The organism is uncultured Sphingorhabdus sp. (genome assembly GCF_937872355.1).
Taxonomy (GTDB): Bacteria; Pseudomonadota; Alphaproteobacteria; order Sphingomonadales; family Sphingomonadaceae; genus Sphingorhabdus_B.
The window spans coordinates 1-16,986 of record NZ_CALMSV010000206.1 but is presented as its reverse complement, the minus strand read 5'-3'; the positions used below and the strand labels follow the sequence as shown (position 1 = coordinate 16,986).

The 16,986-nt window shown below is 56.7% G+C and carries 20 protein-coding genes and 1 pseudogene; 11 read left to right on the top strand and 10 right to left on the bottom strand.

The genetic code is table 11. From position 1 onward, the window contains the following. From Q0239_RS13650 to Q0239_RS13640, 3 genes and pseudogenes are all read left to right on the top strand, one after another. Positions 1-661 (top strand): annotated as a pseudogene (locus Q0239_RS13650) (carbamoyl phosphate synthase large subunit); the annotation flags it as partial. Between the two features lie 81 nt (positions 662-742). Beyond that, a complete protein-coding gene (greA, locus tag Q0239_RS13645) occupies positions 743-1,219 on the top strand; it encodes a transcription elongation factor GreA (protein ID WP_298603782.1) in 477 nt (158 codons plus the stop codon). A gap of 26 nt (positions 1,220-1,245) precedes the next feature. Then, on the top strand, positions 1,246-1,887 hold the full coding sequence (locus Q0239_RS13640) for a rhomboid family intramembrane serine protease (protein WP_298603780.1): 642 nt from the start codon (positions 1,246-1,248) through the stop codon (positions 1,885-1,887). 108 nt (positions 1,888-1,995) lie between these two features. On the opposite strand, the gene Q0239_RS13635 is transcribed toward Q0239_RS13640, so the two are convergent. From Q0239_RS13635 to Q0239_RS13615, 5 genes are all read right to left on the bottom strand, one after another. Then, positions 1,996-2,214, bottom strand: coding sequence for a DUF4170 domain-containing protein (locus Q0239_RS13635; protein WP_298603778.1), 219 nt, complete (start codon positions 2,212-2,214; stop codon positions 1,996-1,998). Between the two features lie 83 nt (positions 2,215-2,297). Then, the gene (locus tag Q0239_RS13630; RefSeq protein WP_298603776.1) at positions 2,298-2,804 is read right to left on the bottom strand and encodes a hypothetical protein; all 507 of its coding nucleotides are present in this window, start codon (positions 2,802-2,804) and stop codon (positions 2,298-2,300) included. Next, positions 2,804-3,115, bottom strand: a complete 312-nt coding sequence (locus Q0239_RS13625) for a hypothetical protein (RefSeq protein ID WP_298603774.1) — start codon at positions 3,113-3,115, stop codon at positions 2,804-2,806. Before Q0239_RS13625 ends, Q0239_RS13630 begins: the two co-directional genes overlap by 1 nt. Continuing rightward, complete coding sequence (locus tag Q0239_RS13620) at positions 3,108-3,482, bottom strand: phage holin family protein (protein WP_298603772.1); 375 nt, start codon at positions 3,480-3,482, stop codon at positions 3,108-3,110. Before Q0239_RS13620 ends, Q0239_RS13625 begins: the two co-directional genes overlap by 8 nt. 51 nt (positions 3,483-3,533) lie before the next feature. Next, on the bottom strand, positions 3,534-4,040 hold the full coding sequence (locus Q0239_RS13615; RefSeq protein WP_298603770.1) for a hypothetical protein: 507 nt from the start codon (positions 4,038-4,040) through the stop codon (positions 3,534-3,536). Positions 4,041-4,227: 187 nt separating this feature from the next. Here Q0239_RS13615 and eno point away from each other — a divergent pair, with 187 nt between their 5' ends. From eno to Q0239_RS13595, 4 genes are all read left to right on the top strand, one after another. Beyond that, entirely contained in the window at positions 4,228-5,502 is a 1,275-nt protein-coding gene (gene eno, locus Q0239_RS13610; protein WP_298603768.1) for a phosphopyruvate hydratase, read from the top strand. Between the two features lie 35 nt (positions 5,503-5,537). Then, positions 5,538-5,864, top strand: a complete 327-nt coding sequence (locus Q0239_RS13605; protein ID WP_298603766.1) for a septum formation initiator family protein — start codon at positions 5,538-5,540, stop codon at positions 5,862-5,864. A 104-nt stretch (positions 5,865-5,968) separates the two neighbouring features. Further along, positions 5,969-7,039 carry a pyruvate dehydrogenase (acetyl-transferring) E1 component subunit alpha gene (gene pdhA / locus Q0239_RS13600; RefSeq protein ID WP_298603764.1) on the top strand — a complete coding sequence of 357 codons (1,071 nt, stop codon included), beginning with the start codon at positions 5,969-5,971 and terminating at the stop codon, positions 7,037-7,039. Beyond that, on the top strand, positions 7,039-8,388 hold the full coding sequence (locus tag Q0239_RS13595) for a pyruvate dehydrogenase complex E1 component subunit beta (protein WP_298603762.1): 1,350 nt from the start codon (positions 7,039-7,041) through the stop codon (positions 8,386-8,388). The genes pdhA and Q0239_RS13595 overlap by 1 nt, the downstream gene beginning before the upstream one ends. Positions 8,389-8,402: 14 nt before the next feature. On the opposite strand, the gene Q0239_RS13590 is transcribed toward Q0239_RS13595, so the two are convergent. From Q0239_RS13590 to Q0239_RS13580, 3 genes are read right to left on the bottom strand one after another with little or no spacing between them, the layout of a single operon-like run. Beyond that, the gene (locus Q0239_RS13590; RefSeq protein ID WP_298603760.1) at positions 8,403-9,116 is read right to left on the bottom strand and encodes a TadE/TadG family type IV pilus assembly protein; all 714 of its coding nucleotides are present in this window, start codon (positions 9,114-9,116) and stop codon (positions 8,403-8,405) included. 4 nt (positions 9,117-9,120) lie between these two features. Continuing rightward, the gene (locus Q0239_RS13585; protein ID WP_298603758.1) at positions 9,121-9,747 is read right to left on the bottom strand and encodes a TadE/TadG family type IV pilus assembly protein; all 627 of its coding nucleotides are present in this window, start codon (positions 9,745-9,747) and stop codon (positions 9,121-9,123) included. Positions 9,748-9,758: 11 nt separating this feature from the next. Further along, positions 9,759-11,885, bottom strand: a complete 2,127-nt coding sequence (locus Q0239_RS13580) for a Tad domain-containing protein (protein ID WP_298603756.1) — start codon at positions 11,883-11,885, stop codon at positions 9,759-9,761. A gap of 249 nt (positions 11,886-12,134) precedes the next feature. On the opposite strand from Q0239_RS13580, the gene Q0239_RS13575 reads away from it, so the two are divergent. Next, on the top strand, positions 12,135-12,749 hold the full coding sequence (locus tag Q0239_RS13575) for a hypothetical protein (RefSeq protein WP_298603754.1): 615 nt from the start codon (positions 12,135-12,137) through the stop codon (positions 12,747-12,749). A 51-nt stretch (positions 12,750-12,800) separates the two neighbouring features. Further along, complete coding sequence (locus Q0239_RS13570; protein WP_298603752.1) at positions 12,801-13,265, top strand: hypothetical protein; 465 nt, start codon at positions 12,801-12,803, stop codon at positions 13,263-13,265. Here the strand turns inward: Q0239_RS13570 and trmFO are convergent. Then, positions 13,249-14,589 (bottom strand): methylenetetrahydrofolate--tRNA-(uracil(54)-C(5))-methyltransferase (FADH(2)-oxidizing) TrmFO, encoded by a 1,341-nt coding sequence (gene trmFO / locus Q0239_RS13565; RefSeq protein ID WP_298603750.1) that lies wholly within the window; start codon positions 14,587-14,589, stop codon positions 13,249-13,251. The two genes, Q0239_RS13570 and trmFO, sit on opposite strands and share 17 nt — an antisense overlap. A 61-nt stretch (positions 14,590-14,650) precedes the next feature. On the opposite strand from trmFO, the gene Q0239_RS13560 reads away from it, so the two are divergent. Together Q0239_RS13560 and Q0239_RS13555 are read left to right on the top strand one after the other, a co-directional pair. Next, complete coding sequence (locus tag Q0239_RS13560; protein WP_298603748.1) at positions 14,651-15,484, top strand: NAD(P)H-hydrate dehydratase; 834 nt, start codon at positions 14,651-14,653, stop codon at positions 15,482-15,484. Positions 15,485-15,488: 4 nt separating this feature from the next. After that, entirely contained in the window at positions 15,489-16,154 is a 666-nt protein-coding gene (locus Q0239_RS13555; RefSeq protein WP_298603746.1) for a lysoplasmalogenase family protein, read from the top strand. A gap of 35 nt (positions 16,155-16,189) precedes the next feature. On the opposite strand, the gene Q0239_RS13550 is transcribed toward Q0239_RS13555, so the two are convergent. Continuing rightward, on the bottom strand, positions 16,190-16,986 hold a 797-nt coding region (locus Q0239_RS13550), incomplete at its 5' end, for a DNA gyrase C-terminal beta-propeller domain-containing protein (RefSeq protein ID WP_298603744.1).

Sequence of the window (16,986 nt, the reverse complement as noted above, 5' to 3'; positions counted from 1 at the left end):
TTCTAAAGTTACCGGAGTTCCGTGGGCTAAGGTTGCCGCGCGGGTGATGGCTGGCGAAAAACTCGAGGATCTTCCAGAAATCAACCTCGATATCGATTATATTGCGGTCAAGGAGGCCGTCTTCCCGTTCAACCGCTTCCCCGGTGTCGACCCGGTGCTTTCTCCGGAAATGAAATCGACGGGTGAGGTGATGGGAATCGACAAGGATTTCGCCACCGCATTCGCCAAGGCACAGCTTGGCGCGGGCATGAAATTGCCTCAATCAGGCAAGCTGTTTGTTTCGGTTAAAGACAGCGACAAGCCGCATATCGTGCCTGCCATCACCAAATTGCTTGAGATGGGCTTCACAGCTTGCGCTACCGGCGGTACCGCCGATTATCTGCAAGGGCAGGGCATTGAAGTCGAACGCGTCAACAAGGTGGCGCAGGGCCGCCCGCATATTGTCGACAAGATCATCGACGGCGAAATTGCACTTGTTTTCAATACCACCGAGGGTTGGCAGTCGCTCAAGGATAGCGAAGACATCCGCCGTTCGGCGCTGGTGAACAAGGTGAGTTACTTTACAACCGCCAGTGCATCACTCGCCGCTGCGCAAGCCATCGAAGCCCTGAAAGCGAGAAAACTTGAAGTTTGCACGCTTCAGGACTATCATAAGCGATAACAGCACTCCCCATATTGCTGAAAATTTGCGGGCTGGCCCTCCGGCCCCGAGAGAGTTTTTGACTGAAGGAAGACGAGTAGCATGGCGACGATGGACAAAATGCCGATGTTGGCTGAGGGCTTTGAAAAGCTGACTGCTGACCTCAAACGGCTGCGCGAAGAGCGCCCGACCATCATCGACGCTATCGAAGAAGCCCGCGCCCATGGCGACCTTTCGGAAAATGCCGAATATCACGCAGCGAAGGAACGACAGGGCCAGGTTGAAGCCTCGATTTCAGATATCGAAGACAAGATCAGCCGTGCGCAGATCATTGATCCGACAACGCTTTCGGGTGACAAGATCGTATTTGGCGCGACTGTCACTCTGCTTGACGAAGATGACAAGCCGGTGCGCTATCAGGTTGTGGGCGAAGCCGAAGCAGACGCCAAGGTTGGCCGTATCAGCTACAACTCGCCGCTCGGTCGTGCACTGATCGGCCGCCAGGTTGACGACGAGGTTGAGGTAACCGTGCCGTCGGGCGACAAATATTATCTCGTCCAGAAGATCGAGTTCATTTGATCGCCAACTTCTGGCAGGGATAGGCGATGCATGTAGCCGCCGGACCCGTAACCAAGACAATTGCCGCGATTAACATCGCGATTGCAGTGCTGATGCTGGTCCCGGGGTTATATGCACCGGTGACTGTAGCCGGTGCCTTAATTCCTGCACGTTTCTCGCTGGGTGACGGCGTGTTTGGCGATGTCGGCTATATGCTTCCCGTCTGGCTGACCCCGCTGAGTTCAGCCTTTTTGCATGGTGGCATATTGCACGTCGCGCTCAATATGCTGATGCTATTGATGGTGGGTGCAAACCTCGAGCGGGTGCTGGGAAGCAAGAGCTATGCCCTGCTCTTCGGCGCGGGGATTATCGCTTCGGCCGCTGCGCAATTTGCCATCGACCCGCAATCGGTGGTTCCCGTAGTTGGTGCTAGCGGGGCCATTTCGGCTTTATTTGCAGCGCATATGCAACTGTTCCCGCGCAACCGCCCCAAGGATTGGGGGCGAGTTTCAGGCAAGGTTGTCCACGCAGTGCAATTGCTCATCGCATGGGTTGCCTTTAACCTGATGCTGGGATTTGTCGGCCCCGGAATAGGCGTGAACATCGCAATATGGGCGCATATTGGCGGATTTGTCGCCGGACTTGCGCTGACTTGGCCGCTGTTGAACTGGCGTTACCGCAACGCCTAAAAAGTGTACCGTAGCCCTGAGCTTGTCGAAGGGCGTGTATCAGCGGCGCGCCGCCCGTAGAGGCGTGCTTCGACAGGCTCAGCACTACGGTGGTTAATCAGATGAGGTTTATTGCTCAGGCTCAAGCAGCTTGTGCAGATGCACGACGACATATTTCATTTCGGCGTCATCGACCGTGCGCTGCGCGGCACCGCGCCAGGCTTCTTCAGCCTCGGCATAGTCAGCAAAAATGCCGACGATATCAAGCTTGTCGAGTTCACAGAAATCGAGCGTTTGCGGGTCCTTGACGCGACCACCGAATACCAGATGCAACTTGGCCTGAGCCATTGCCATTTTCCTTGCCTGAGAGAGGGTGCCGTTACGGCTTGGCGGCGCCCTTAGCGAGTTCGGCAAGGAAAGGCTAGAGCGAATTAGTCGCGTTTACGGGCTTCGTTGGCAGCAGCCTGACCGGCGGCTTTGACGGCGTCGCTCGCCTTGCTGACCAGATCGCGGAACTGGTCACGAATGGCATCGCTGCCGAGTCCGACCTCGGCTACTTTCGCCTTGCCGGCATCTTTTGCCGCATTGGCCGCACGCTTGGCTGTTTCGTTGATGACTTTGCCAGCCTTGCCGAGCACTTTCTTTTCGCGTTGCGTCTTGGGAAGCAGCATTCCGATGATCGCACCGAGGGCAATGCCGCCTGCGACGATTGCGAGCGGATTCTTATCGATGCCATCGCTGGAGGCTTTGCTCGCCTTCTTCGCCAGCTGTTTCGAGCTTTCTACGCTGCGCGAGGCTGCAGCCTTACTCTTTTCGGCTGCAGCTGCAGCGGAACGTTTCGCAGCCGCGCTGGCTTCGCGTGCTTTTTCACCTGCATGCGCAATACTTTCGCGGGCGGTATCGGTTGCGGTTTTCAGATTATCGCCAAGCTTGCTCATCAGTCATCGCCTTCTTCATGCTGTCCGCGGTTGCGGAACCGCTGTATCCAGTTCGAAATGGGTTTACGCGCGGCAAATAGCAACCCGGCCGCAGCGACAAACCCGATAAGCGGTGCATTTTTTGCAACATTTTGCTTTGCGGACGAACTAGCAGCGATCAATCGCGTTTTCTGTTTGTCGGCCCAACGCGTGGAAATTGTACGAGGGTGCAGATCATGCTTTGCTTGCTCGACATCAGACAGCAGCGTCTGTCGCAAAAGCTTGCGCGCCCGATCGCGCTCCAGGATCGCTTCGCGCTCGGCATCAGCCATGATCGTCGCCTTCATCGAACTTCAGATTGTTGGCGGTACGACGTGCGGCCGAACCGGCGCCCCACGCAGCGAGCGTAAAGCCAACGACCACAATAGCAGTCGCCCACCAAGGGCCGACATAATGGTTCAGGATCAGCAAAAGTCCGAGTATAAGCGCAATAATCGCGCCAGACAGGAAGAAGATAGCCAGAAAAGCCAGAATTCCGGCCTTTCGTATGATCCCGCCGCTGTAGCTTAGCCGCGCCTTGGCATATTCGATTTCGGCTCCCGCCAGCGCACGAACATCAGCCACCAGTGTTCGGACCTGTTCTGTGGGCGAGGGCGGGGCGACTTCGGTGTCGCTGGCGGGAGAGGTGTCTTTATCCATCACTCCCCCGCCTTTAATAGGGCAAACCGCTTTATTGAAGCCGTTTCGGCTTCAGTCGCGACCTGAACGTACGAGGCGTGCCAATACAAAGCCTATTGCGGCCGCAGCTCCGATAGCCGCGCCGGGGCTCTTGCGGATGAACTGTCGCGTGTCTTCAAGAATATCGTCGACCTGCTTGGCATCCATTTTGCCGGCAAGATCGTCCACAGCATCGGCGGCCTTGCGAGCGTAATCGCCATATTGCGCGCCGACCTTTTCGTCGATTTGCTCCGCGCTGTCGCGCAGGATCTTGCCAAAGCCTTCGAGAGCCTCGCTTGCTTTATCTTTGCCGCTTTCGGCGGCTTCGCGGGCGCGACCGGCGGCCTTGTCCTTCATGTTTGCAAATTCGGTTTTCATCTTGGTTTTGACCTCTGTCTCGACCTTGCCGGGATTCGGCTTGGCCTTTGCTACCGCTGTTTTGGTGGCAGCAGCTTTGGGTTTTGCCGACTTGGCTGCAGCAGCCTTGGGCTTCGCAGCAGGCTTTTTCGCTGCGGTAGCGGGTTTCTTGGGAGTTGCCATTTCAATCCTCCTTTGCGGGACCATTTCACTGCATATTGGTATTGCAGGTGCTTTAGTCAACTAGGACAGCATCATTTTGCATGTCTGACGATGCATTCATATTCCGCCTTCCTAAAACCCCCCGCCGATTGCCAGCATTGGAAATAGCGATTAAGGGCGCGGCGAACCATCCTCCCGGGAGCCCGAAATGACCGCCATCATCAACATCCACGCCCGCGAAATCCTCGATAGCCGCGGCAACCCTACCGTCGAAGTCGATGTTCTGCTTGAAGATGGCAGTTTTGGCCGGGCAGCGGTTCCTTCGGGCGCGTCGACCGGAGCGCATGAGGCGGTCGAAAAGCGGGATGGCGACAAGAGCCGCTATATGGGCAAAGGCGTCCAACACGCGGTCGAGGCTGTCATCAACGAAATCGAACCACTTTTGACAGATTTCGAGGCCGAAGATCAGGAAGACATCGACGCCGCGATGATCGCGCTCGACGGAACGGAAAACAAGTCGCGCCTTGGTGCCAATGCCATCCTCGGCGTCAGCCTCGCTGTTGCCAAGGCAGCTGCCGACGCTCGAGGCTTGCCGCTCTATCGCTATGTTGGCGGGGTCAACGCCAAGGTGCTGCCAGTTCCGATGATGAACATCATCAATGGCGGAGAACATGCCGACAACCCGATCGACTTCCAGGAATTCATGATCATGCCGGTTGGCGCTGACAGCCTTGCCGAGGCAGTGCGATGGGGTTCGGAAATTTTCCACACGCTCAAAAAAGGCCTGCACGAAAAAGGCCTGGCGACAGCGGTTGGCGATGAAGGCGGCTTTGCTCCTAACCTTTCTTCGACCCGCGCGGCGCTCGATTTCATCATGGCCTCGATTGAAAAGGCCGGGTTCAAAGCAGGCGATGATGTCGTGCTCGCTCTCGATTGTGCCGCAACCGAGTTCTTCAAAAACGGCAAGTATGAAATCAGCGGAGAGGGGCTCTCGCTCGATCCGCACACCATGGCGCAATATTTGGCCGATTTGTGTGCTGATTATCCGATCAAGTCGATCGAAGACGGCATGGCTGAGGATGATTTTGAAGGCTGGAAGGCCGTGACCGATATGATCGGCAACAAGGTACAACTGGTCGGAGACGACCTTTTCGTTACCAACCCGAAGCGTCTGGCCATGGGTATCGAAAAAGGCCTCGCCAACTCGCTTCTCGTTAAGGTCAACCAGATTGGTACATTGTCGGAAACGCTGGCAGCAGTCTCGATGGCTCAGCGCGCTTCTTACACCGCTGTCATGTCGCACCGTTCGGGCGAAACTGAGGACTCGACGATTGCGGACCTCGCGGTTGCCACCAATTGCGGGCAGATCAAAACCGGTAGCCTTGCCCGCTCGGATCGCCTTGCCAAATATAACCAGCTCATCCGCATCGAGGAGGAACTGGGCTCGAGCGCAATTTACGCTGGGCGTTCCACCTTCCGGTGATTGCGCCGTCTGACGCCATGATGGTATAGACCCTTATGGCCAAGGCAAAGCGCAAGACGAATCCAGAAGAATTCCGGGCAAAGCTGGTCACGGCCGCTGCGCTGGTGGCATTGCTGCTGATTGCGGCCTATGCGCTGCTTGGGCCAACGGGGATCCTCGCATGGGCCGAATATCGGCAAGCGATCAACGAACGCAGCCAAGAGTTGGCGAAACTGGAACAGGAACGTGACGCGTTGCGCAACCGCCAGCGGCTGCTCGATCGCGACAATGTTGATCCCGATCTGGCCGGCGAACTGATGCGCAAGGAGCTCAACGTCGTAGCGCCCGATGAAATTGTTATCCCGCTAAAGGATAATGAATAGCTATGTCATGTGGTTGTGTCGCATAAAGACACTTCCATCTGTTGACGCGATTGACTAGGCGCTTTCCCTAACGTCAAACCAGAAGCCCGTGAGAGGACGACGCATTGGCAAAATCCCCAGCTAGCAAGCCGAGTAAGGCGAAAGCCGCTTCGGTTTCGACCGACGCGATTGCGAACCGAGAACGTCCGGCAACACCGGTGCCTTACAAAGCGACCAAGGAAGAACTGCTCGAATTCTACAGGCAGATGCTTTTGATCCGTCGTTTCGAGGAAAAGGCGGGGCAGCTGTATGGTCTTGGACTTATTGGCGGGTTTTGCCACCTGTACATCGGACAGGAAGCGGTTGCCATCGGCCTGCAGTCGGCTCTGACGCCGGGCAAGGACAGCGTGATTACCGGCTATCGCGACCATGGCCATATGCTGGCTTACGGGATCGACCCCAACGTCATCATGGCCGAATTGACGGGCCGTGCTGCCGGTATTTCGCGCGGCAAGGGCGGGTCGATGCACATGTTTTCGACCGAGCATAAATTCTATGGCGGCCATGGCATTGTCGGCGCGCAGGTCTCGCTAGGTGCGGGTCTCGCTTTCGCCCACAAATATAACAATGATGGCGGCGTGTGCCTTGCCTATTTCGGTGACGGTGCAGCGAACCAGGGACAGGTTTACGAGAGCTTCAACATGGCGGAGCTCTGGAAACTGCCGATCATTTTCGTGATCGAGAATAACCAATATGCGATGGGAACCAGCGTCAACCGCGCGTCGGCCGAAGATCAGCTCTATCGCCGTGGTGAGAGTTTCCGCATTCCCGGACTGCAAGTCGACGGCATGGATGTGCTTGCTGTGCGCGGGGCGGCCGAAGTTGCGCTCGATTGGGTGCGCAGCGGCAAAGGTCCGATCCTGCTCGAAATGAAAACCTATCGCTATCGCGGCCACTCAATGTCCGATCCCGCCAAATATCGCAGCCGCGAAGAAGTGCAGTCGGTACGCGAGAAATCCGATCCGATCGATGGCTGCAAGGAAGATTTGCTCGCAATGGGTGTGGTCGAAGACGAGTTGAAAGCCATCGAAAAGGAAATCCGCGCTATCGTGAATGCGTCTGCCGAATTTGCCGAGCAGGCGCCTGAACCGGAACTTTCCGAACTCTATACTGACGTTCTGGTGGAGACTTACTGATGGCAATCGAGCTCAAAATGCCCGCTTTGTCGCCCACCATGGAAGAGGGCACGCTGGCGAAATGGCTGGTGAAAGAAGGCGACAGCGTGTCATCTGGCGACATCCTTGCCGAAATCGAGACCGACAAGGCGACCATGGAATTTGAGGCGGTTGACGAAGGCACCGTTTCACAGATCCTGGTGGCCGAAGGCACCGATGGCGTGAAGGTCGGCACAGTGATCGCGCTCATATCAGGCGACGATGAAGCTGCTTCGCCTGCACCAGATGCAAAAGCCGAACCCGTTGCAACTGCTGTTGTCGAAACGCCAAAGCCCGTTGCCGCTGCACCCAAAATTGTAGCCGAACCCTCCGTTCCCGCGGGCACGGCGATGGCGACTGTTACTGTGCGCGAAGCGCTGCGCGATGCGATGGCAGAGGAAATGCGCGCCGATGACCGCATCTTCGTAATGGGTGAGGAAGTCGCCGAATATCAGGGTGCTTACAAAGTCACTCAAGGTCTGCTTGAAGAGTTTGGACCACGCCGCGTTATAGATACGCCGATCACTGAATATGGCTTTGCCGGGATCGGAACCGGGGCGGCTATGGGCGGCTTGCGTCCGATAGTTGAATTCATGACCTTCAACTTTGCCATGCAGGCGATTGACCACATCATCAATTCGGCAGCGAAGACCAATTACATGTCAGGTGGCCAGATGCGTTGCCCGATCGTCTTCCGCGGTCCCAATGGCGCTGCGGCGCGCGTCGGTGCACAGCATAGCCAGAATTACGCCCCTTGGTATGCCAGCGTTCCCGGCCTGATCGTGATTTCGCCTTACGACGCGGCGGACGCGAAGGGCTTGTTGAAAGCCGCAATTCGCTGCGAAGAGCCGGTTGTCTTCCTCGAAAACGAGCTGATGTACGGTCGCAGCTTTGAAGTGCCGGCTGTCGATGATTTCGTCCTGCCGATCGGCAAGGCCCGCATCGTGCGAGAAGGCAAGGACGTCACTATTGTATCCTATTCGATTGGTGTCGGCTTTGCACTGGATGCTGCCGAAAAGCTGGCGGGTGAGGGGATTGATGCCGAAGTCATCGACCTGCGCACCATCCGTCCGCTGGATAAGGCTACGGTGCTGACGAGCTTAGCCAAAACCAATCGCCTTGTCATTGCAGAGGAGGGCTGGGCAACCTGCTCTGTCGGCAGCGAGATTTCTGCCATTTGCATGGAAGAAGGTTTCGATGATCTCGACGCCCCTGTCTTGCGCATCGCAAACGAAGATGTGCCGATGCCCTATGCAGCCAATCTGGAGCGCGCGACTTTGATCAACGCCGACAAAATTGTCGGTGGCGTCAGGAAATTATTTGGCCGCTAATTCGGCAAACGCCATCAACTGCAAGTTGACGCAGTGACGCCTTCGGCATTGTAGATTTGCGTGAAATCGCGTGAGTCACGAACGATCATTGCTGAAGTGGCCACAATTTCCTTCTCCACCAGATTGGAGAAGCCAATGTCGAGCATTGGCCGGAAGTGATAGTGTATTTCGGCAAACATAACGGCGCCATATTCAGGAGCTGTCACTTGGCGGCCTGCCGGCCCGATGCCATCGACATTCCCATGGGTTCCCGGCTTGCCATAAAGCGGCTCATAATGAGTTCCGGGACCAGAACAACGTTGCCACCGAATACGGAATTTGTTGCTCGGATTTGGGTTGTTTACGGGCTCCACGCTGGAAAGAAATATGCGTGCATTTCCGCGCGAAACGACCTGATTGGTGCCCGGATCTAGATAGGGGTGAAAGCCATCTAAAGTCAGACCGCGACCTTCATGTCGGGCGCCCGTGAAAACGTCGTTGATATCTATTTCGGACACGCGCTTCGCCGACAAGAGGCTATTGGCCCCCATGCGCGCGGCGTTATCAGCCACGTGAACCACAATCTGGTTTACCTGCATTGTGGTCGCTGCATAGTTTGCCGTTTCGATACCGGCAACGGCGAGGCCCATAAAGAACGGAAGCGATACGGCGAACTCGACAAGAGCAAGCCCGCTCCGGTCTTTGCGCAAATCCGTTGCAAAAGTACGGATATTCCGATGTCTTTTCATGATGTCAGTCATCGCAGTTTCTCGTTTGTGGGGCCGCATAAGCGGCTTGTTCCGCATAAGGCTGGTTCGCCAAAACCGTGTTCGCGGCAATGGTGATTTGTTCTGGCAGGCCGATCAATGAGGCCAAGGGGAACAGGCGGTCATAAGTCACTGTCACGGTAACAATTGAAACGTCTTTTGCGCCACCCTGACCTTCGTCACCACCATCCGAGTCCCAGGTTTCGTTTAAGTTGGCATCGACATAAGGTTCGCCATTGTCGCAGACGCCATTGTCATTGGTATCGGTATACTCTTCCTCATCAGCGTTAAACGCATTGGAGAAATTGCGATAATAGCGACGTTTGATAACGATCCCTTCGTCGGGATCGATGCTATTGTTCAGTTTTTGGATCTGGTTTTTGATGCGCGCATCGATGGCTTCCTGCTTTGCCAAAATACCGCCATCCTCAAGCGAGGAGTCGCGCGCCACTTCCTGAATGGCGCCGTCGATAACGGTGCGCATATACAAGGTATGGCCGACATCCATAGTACCCAAGAGCATTGTAACGACGGCAGGGGCTATCAATCCGAATTCGGTTACCGAAACAGCGGATTGGTCGCGCAGCAGCTTTTGCAGTTCGAATTTCTTCATCGCAACCATCCTCAGGTTGTCAGGCGCAGGGCAGCGATTTGTCCCGCGATCTGTTTAAACTGGGTCGTCAGGCTGACGCCCGGTTGATACTGGAAGAACTTACCCGGCGACGCGCAGGCCTGCAGACGTGCGTTGGTCGAGCTGGCAACGTCTGAACCATAGGATACGACCCACAATGTGATGTTCATATTCTTCACCGCCGTACACAGTGCAGCCGTGCGGTCGTCCGTCAATGTGTTCAAAGTCGAAGTTGACGGAGCATTGTCGGTCTGCAGCCTGTCGAACCAGGGAACATTGTAAGCCGATAGGGCATCAGGATTGGCGTTGGTATCGCCGTCGGTCATGAAAATCATGTGCCGCTGCACATTGTCGTTGGCGACAGCATTGTGCTCCGCGAAAATGCCGGTTGGCGACATAAGGCGGGCACCCCACAACATGCCAATGTCGTGGAAGGTGTAACCGTCGGTTGTCAGGTTGTTAATGTAAGTCTGAAAAACGCCCGGATCCCAAACTTCAAGCAGCTTGGAAGGCGAGGGGCACGCGGTGGTGGTGGTGCCCGATGTCGGACGGCTGAAGTTGGACGTTGTCGTAACCGGATTGAGCGTCCATCCATTTGAATCGCTGCGCGAATACAACACATCCTTCAAGCGAGGCCCCCACAATGTGGTTGGGTCGGACGAAGTGGGGATAAGGTCAATGGCCATATCCTTTTGTGCCGAGGTTGCCGACGTATCCCAGGTTGTCACATTTTTCTGCGTCTGGCGTTCGAGAATGCAACCGTCCCAGTTGATTGTCGCGTTGGCACCGCTTGCGCCAATCGGCAGCGTTATCGAACTGTTGTAGCTATTCGTTCCGGTGTTTTTGAGGCCTGATACATCAACTTCGATGCGATCATAGGTCCAGTTGTTGAATATGGTTTTGGGTATCCAGGTGACTGGACGTGAAGCCGTATATTCGGTGGTCGTCACCGACGAGCTGACTTTGCGTTGCAGAAAGCACCGTCTGTTCTTGCTGACCTGGCTGTTTTCGGGAATGTAACGATATTCCGTAGAGCCGCTCGTTTCAGTCTTTTCATAATAAGACGTTGTGGTGGTGGCCGGATATGCAGGTGTATCGGTTGAAGTTTCATATGGCCCGTTTACCGTCGGCCCCGTATTCTGCGTTGGCGGCCATGAGATTGCGTTACAGTCTAGCGGAGCTTTGCTGACTGAGACCGTTTTCAAATAGGTGGTTCCGCTGATCGTTACGTTGTTTGCTGCATTTTGCCAGCTACCCACGGTTGGATCCGTCGAAGGTGAACCAACTTGAGTAAGCGTCCCAGGAGTACCCAATGTGTAGGTGTTATCGGGATCAACGGTCGTGTTCGCGCGCCGCGTTTGATAAAACCAGGTGTTCGCCATATATTCCAGCGGAAGCAGACGGCCGACATTGACGTTGATTGAATAGGGCACAAATCCAAAGCGAATTTGTGACGTGTTCGACGCGGACTCAACAGGATCAGCTGTTTCGCCACATTGAGAAGCCGTGACATCGGTAATGTTCTTCTGTGTCAGCGTTTCGTAGAAACACTTAACCGCTTTGCGCAATTCAGTGATTTTTACCGGGTTTGTCGCAGACACCGATTGGCTGGAGTTGACCGGGTCGTCCATTGACCCGGTGGTATCAAGCACAAACATCACATCAGAATTGGGGATGCGCATTTCGGCGCTGCAGCTGACTCTTATTGTGCGCTCTTCCTGACCAAGCACTTTCATAAGCGTCATCGGGATATCGACCGATGCAGTGCCGGAGACTTTGCCACCTAATTCGGTAAAGGATCTTTGAATATTTTCGGTACCATATGCGCCGCTTTCGAAGTTCGCATTGAAGGCGGAAAGCGCTTGTGCGTTGGCGCGACCACTATTGTCCGCCCAGGCACCGCCAGCCATGACTTTACGACCCATCAGCGCACCGGCATCGCATGCCGCCTGAAGGCGTGTCTGTGTGAGGTAGATACGGCTCATGTCGACACTGCCGCCGACAAGACCGATCACCGGGATGACAGCAGCGGCCATAATTGCGATGGTATTACCGGCTTGGTCCTTGCACAGGCGCGAAAGCACGCCGGCGAGACTGTTTGTCTCCAGTTTCTTCTTCACTGCGACAATCCCCTGTCAAATCCAATTAGATTCATCGTGCCATCTACATTGACGGACGTAACCGTCCTCTGAAGAAACAGGGTTAGGAACGGGTTAATTTGCAGGGAAATTCAGCATACTAAGCATTGGAAAGACAGGTTTTCAGGGTAATTTTCACTGTTTTGAGTTAACCTTTTCACGTCTTTGGTGCGAAACATCTCCACCCGAGGGCCTTGTGCCAAATCATGAATCCGTGTTTGGGGATAGGTGATGGAAGTCGAAAATCATCTCAGTCCTCCGCAACAAATGGCCGTTGCCCATGCGCCATCGAAGCTACGCAATGTGCTGTCTATCTTGCTGGAATTCGATAACCGAATGATGGCGATCGCCTCCAAAGGGCAGGAATCGATACTAAAACAGCTGCGATATGCATGGTGGAGAGAACAACTCGGGAAGCCCACCGATCAACGGCCCAAGGGTGAGCCGCTTCTTGCCAGAATAACGCTCGAAAATTCACCGCAGAAGCTTGAAGAAGCGTTGTGTGAATTGCTCGATGCTTGGGATATTGTCGTTTCTTCAGTAGATGACGATGCACAATCCGCACTGGACAAGGCCTGTATAATGCGTGGCAATGCGATCTTCGGGTACTATACGGATTGGGTGGGTGTGAACCAGCCAGCGGTCGAAAAGGCCCGAAAAGCTGGCGTGATTTGGTCGCGGCAGAGCCTTGGGTTGGAAATACCATCTGAACCACTGGAGCTCGTTCCGGGCCTCAAGCCTCTAAACCTCTTGCTCCTGTCAGCTGGCATCGAGGCTGAAACCAGTGTGTTACGGCGAACTGGCAAATATGTACGCCTGTTCTGGCATGCCTTGACGAACCGATAGAATTTCGCACAATCAGGGCCTTCACACAGGGTGGTGCCGGAGTGTTGAGCCATGCGGAAGCTTTTGGCTGGCGCGGGGATTGCCCTGATCACCTCGTCATTGGGATATTGGTTCTGGCAGAGTTGGGCAGCGGCCGACCCGATCATCCCGCAACCACCGCCAGAGGAACCTGGACCGCTGGAACTGCCTGTCGCAGGCAAGGATGCGCCGGCCTTTGGCGCTCCGCCTCCTGAGCCGCCCAAGGCGGCGAAGCTGAGCCGCGAAGAGGTGCGCTTCAACCGATACGACCGAAACCGTGACGAACTGGTTTCGCGCATCGAAATGATGTCGAGCCGGACCAAAGATTTTAAGAAACTCGACCGGGACGGCAACAATCTTCTGTCGTTCGAGGAATGGGCTGCGGCGACGGGAGAGCGTTTCGCCAAGGCGGATGGCAATCGCGACAGCTTGCTGACGCGCAAGGAATTCCTGTCAACGCGTCCCAAGCAAGCAGCCAAGCCTAACTGCCGCTGCTGAGCCCGAACTCGGCCATCCAGCGTTCCAGTTCAGCGCGCGCACGGTTGGTCATGAAAGCCTTGCGTTCCTTTTTATGCACCTTTCCCTCGGGCGGCGGGAATAGGCCAAAATTGATGTTCATCGGCTGATAACTTTCGGCCTCTGCGTCCCCAGTGATGTGGTGCAGCAAGGCGCCAAAGGCAGTCGTTTCGGGCGGCGGTGTAAATGCCCGGCCAGCCAGTTCATTCGCCGCCATGATGCCCGCCATCAGGCCGACGGAGGCACTTTCGACATAGCCTTCGCAACCGGTGATCTGCCCGGCAAAGCGGATATGTGGTGCAGATTTCAGCCGCAACTGGCGGTCGAGCAATATCGGTGAGCGGATGAAAGTGTTGCGATGCAACCCGCCCAGCCGCGCAAATTCGGCCTTCTCCAGGCCGGGGATAGTGCGGAACAATTCCACCTGCGCGCCATGTTTCATCTTGGTCTGGAAACCGACCATGTTCCACAAAGTGCCCTGCTTGTTGTCCTGCCGCAATTGCACCACCGCGTGCGGCCAGCGCCCGGTCTTGGGATTGTCGAGCCCCACCGGTTTCATCGGGCCAAAGCGCAGCGTATCGAGCCCACGCTCGGCCATTACTTCGATCGGCATGCAGCCTTCGAAATAGGGCGTGTCGGTCTCCCACTCCTTGAACTCGGCCTTGGGAGAATCGAGCAGGCCTTGATGGAAGGCGAGATACTGATCCTTATCCATTGGGCAGTTGATATAATCCTTACCGTCGCCTTTATCCCAGCGCGACGCGTACCAGGCGACGTCCAAGTCGATGCTGTCATGATAGACGATCGGCGCGATCGCATCGAAAAAGGCGAGGCTGTCCTGACCTGTGGCCGCGAGCACGCTTTGCGCCAGCGATTGCGCAGTCAGCGGTCCGGTTGCGACAATCGTCAGGCCATCCGTTGGCAGCGTATCGACGCGTTCGCGGACAATTTCGACGTTGGGCTGTTCGGAAAGCTGCCGTGTGACTTCAGCCGAGAACACATCGCGGTCGACGGCAAGGGCGGAGCCTGCGGGTACTTTGGCCACTTCGGCAGCGCGCATTACCAACGAGTCCAATTTGCGCATTTCCTGATGCAATAAGCCTACGGCGTTATTGTCGGCATCATCCGAACGGAAGCTGTTCGAGCAGACCATTTCGGCAAGGCCATCGGTCTGGTGTGCGGGCGTCATATCGCCGCCTCCGCGCATTTCGGACAAGCGCACTTTCACCCCGCGCTTGGCAAGCTGCCAAGCCGCTTCGCTTCCGGCGAGCCCGCCGCCGATGATATGGACCTGATGATTAGACATAGGCCGCGCCGCTATCAAAAAAGCGTGGCGATGCACAGGCAAAAGCGGCATGCTTTGCAGCATGAGCTTTCTCTGCACCATTTCCGACGAGCGGGTGATCGAGCGCCCGGTGCTGCTGGTGCCGCCCGCCGACACGCACAAATATGCGCGGGGGAGTGCGCTGGTATTTAGCGGGCCTGTCTTGCATACGGGCGCATCGCGATTGACAGCGCAGGCGGCGTTGGCGGTCGGGGCAGGGTTGGTGACGCTGGTGGGCGAGCGCGACGCACTGCACGAGCATGCCGCCCATGTGACGGCGATCATGCTGCGTGAGGAAGACGCGCATCTGGCGATCGTTGATGAACGGGTGCGCGCTGCTGCTATTGGGCCAGGGGCAGGGCTTTCGTCGCATACGCGCGAGCGGGTGCTGCGCCTGCTGCAACGCGGTTTGCCGCTGGTACTTGATGCCGATGCCATCACAAGTTTTGAAGGCAAGACAGCCGAGCTTTTCGAAGCGTTGCACGACCAGGTCATCCTCACCCCGCATGAAGGTGAATTTGCGCGAGCCTTTCCTTCCATCGATACAGCTGATCGGTTGACTGCAGCGCGATTGGCGGCGGAAGTCAGCGGCGCGGTGGTGTTGCTCAAAGGGCCGGAAACTATCGTGGCCGCGCCCGACGGACGTTTGGCCATCAACCACCACGCTTCGCCCTGGTTGGCGACAGCAGGTTCGGGGGATGTGCTGGCAGGCCTCATCTGTGGCGTGCTAGCGCAGGGAAATACCGCGTTCGAAGCTGCGTGCATCGGCGCATGGCTGCACGGCGATATCGGGGTGCGCGCCGGGCCGGGGTTGACCGCGGATGGGATGATGGATTGGATTCCGCTTGTCTTGGCCGGATGCCTCGGCAAAGGATGAAGCGATGACCCAAGATCTCGCCCATAAACGCCCATGGCTGTTCGCCAGCTTGCTTTTCGGGCTGACCTATCCGCTGTCATGGCAGTTACAGATGCCCGAAATCGCCGCGATTGCTTGGAAGATGGGCGGCGTGGGGTTGCTCGCGGGCTATGCTCTGCGCAAGCATCATAGCGGTGAATTTCTGCTTTTGGCTGCTGTCATGGCCTTTTGGGCGCTGGGAGATGGTTTGCTGGAGATCAACATGATCTGGGGCGCTATTGCCTTTGCCATCGGCCATGTCGTCGCCATCGCGCTCTTCCTGCGCCACCGGCGGGTGCAGCCGGTGTTCAGCCAGAAATTGCTGGCGGTCGCGGTGTTCATACTAGCGCCCGTCATCGCCTTTTACCTGCCCGCCGAACGGGAACTGGGGATGCAGGCGGCGGTCTATACGCTGTTCGTTGCCGGAATGGCGGCCTGTGCGTGGAACAGCAACTTCCCCCGCTACCGCGTCGGCCTTGGCGCTATGGCCTTTGTCGCTTCCGACCTGCTGATCTTCGCGCGGGCAGGGGCGCTGGCCGAGGCAGGCTGGGTCAGCCTTGCCATCTGGGTGCTGTACTATGGCGGCGTGCTGATGATCGCGACGGGTGTTGTGACGACGCTGGTTAAGCGCGGACATTTCGCGGAGGGGTGAGGCTTTTTCTCTCCCAAGGGGAGAGGGAAAATGCCTCAGTTGTCCTCTTCCATTGCCGCTACGCCTGAAGCTTCGGCAGCTTCTTCCCCCTCGTCGCTTTCCTCAATCTTTGCCGCGCTTACGACATGCTCATTGTCATCGACATTGAACAAGCGCACACCCGCTGTCCCACGGCCCAGTACGCGCAGCGAATCCAAAGGCATGCGAATCAGTTTGGCCTGGTCGGTGACCAGCATCAACTGATCCCCCTTGGTCGCGGGGAAGCTCGCCACAACGGGGCCGTTGCGTTCTATATTGTCGATATTGGTGATCCCCTGACCGCCGCGGCCCGTGCGGCGATAGCCATAGGCCGATGACAATTTGCCATAGCCATTGGCGCAGACGGTGAGGATGAACTGCTCGCGCTCCGCCATTTCGGCGAGGCGTTCGGGCGACAGCGTGGGCTCGCCTTCCTTCTCCGGCTTCCAAGGGGCGAAGCGGAGATAGTCTTCACGTTCCTCGGGCGTGGTGCCGACGCGTTTGAGGATCGAGAGCGAGATCACCTCGTCTCCCTTGGCGAGCTTCATCGCGCGCACGCCGGTGGAGGCGCGGCTTTGGAACTCGCGGATGTCATCGGCGGCGAAGCGGATTGCCTTGCCGGCGCGGCTTGCGAGCAGGACATCGTCCTCGGGCGTCAGCAGTTCGACACCGATCAGCTTGTCGTCGGCATCCTCGCCCTCAAACTTCATCGCGATCTTGCCGTTCGACGGGATGTTCGCAAAGGCATCCATGCTGTTGCGGCGGGCGTAGTCCTTGGCGGGTGCCAAAAAGACCGTCTGACCGCCCCCCACGC

Bases quoted from the DNA above. Each gene is read 5' to 3' on its own strand.
- greA (WP_298603782.1), top strand. From the start codon at position 743: ATGGCGACGATGGACAAAATGCCGATGTTGGCTGAGGGCTTTGAAAAG.
- Q0239_RS13640 (WP_298603780.1), top strand. From the start codon at position 1,246: ATGCATGTAGCCGCCGGACCCGTAACCAAGACAATTGCCGCGATTAAC.
- Q0239_RS13635 (WP_298603778.1), bottom strand. From the start codon at position 2,214: ATGGCTCAGGCCAAGTTGCATCTGGTATTCGGTGGTCGCGTCAAGGAC.
- Q0239_RS13630 (WP_298603776.1), bottom strand. From the start codon at position 2,804: ATGAGCAAGCTTGGCGATAATCTGAAAACCGCAACCGATACCGCCCGC.
- Q0239_RS13625 (WP_298603774.1), bottom strand. From the start codon at position 3,115: ATGGCTGATGCCGAGCGCGAAGCGATCCTGGAGCGCGATCGGGCGCGC.
- Q0239_RS13620 (WP_298603772.1), bottom strand. From the start codon at position 3,482: ATGGATAAAGACACCTCTCCCGCCAGCGACACCGAAGTCGCCCCGCCC.
- Q0239_RS13615 (WP_298603770.1), bottom strand. From the start codon at position 4,040: ATGGCAACTCCCAAGAAACCCGCTACCGCAGCGAAAAAGCCTGCTGCG.
- eno (WP_298603768.1), top strand. From the start codon at position 4,228: ATGACCGCCATCATCAACATCCACGCCCGCGAAATCCTCGATAGCCGC.
- Q0239_RS13605 (WP_298603766.1), top strand. From the start codon at position 5,538: ATGGCCAAGGCAAAGCGCAAGACGAATCCAGAAGAATTCCGGGCAAAG.
- Q0239_RS13595 (WP_298603762.1), top strand. From the start codon at position 7,039: ATGGCAATCGAGCTCAAAATGCCCGCTTTGTCGCCCACCATGGAAGAG.
- Q0239_RS13590 (WP_298603760.1), bottom strand. From the start codon at position 9,116: ATGAAAAGACATCGGAATATCCGTACTTTTGCAACGGATTTGCGCAAA.
- Q0239_RS13585 (WP_298603758.1), bottom strand. From the start codon at position 9,747: ATGAAGAAATTCGAACTGCAAAAGCTGCTGCGCGACCAATCCGCTGTT.
- Q0239_RS13575 (WP_298603754.1), top strand. From the start codon at position 12,135: ATGGAAGTCGAAAATCATCTCAGTCCTCCGCAACAAATGGCCGTTGCC.
- Q0239_RS13570 (WP_298603752.1), top strand. From the start codon at position 12,801: ATGCGGAAGCTTTTGGCTGGCGCGGGGATTGCCCTGATCACCTCGTCA.
- trmFO (WP_298603750.1), bottom strand. From the start codon at position 14,589: ATGTCTAATCATCAGGTCCATATCATCGGCGGCGGGCTCGCCGGAAGC.
- Q0239_RS13560 (WP_298603748.1), top strand. From the start codon at position 14,651: ATGAGCTTTCTCTGCACCATTTCCGACGAGCGGGTGATCGAGCGCCCG.
- Q0239_RS13555 (WP_298603746.1), top strand. From the start codon at position 15,489: ATGACCCAAGATCTCGCCCATAAACGCCCATGGCTGTTCGCCAGCTTG.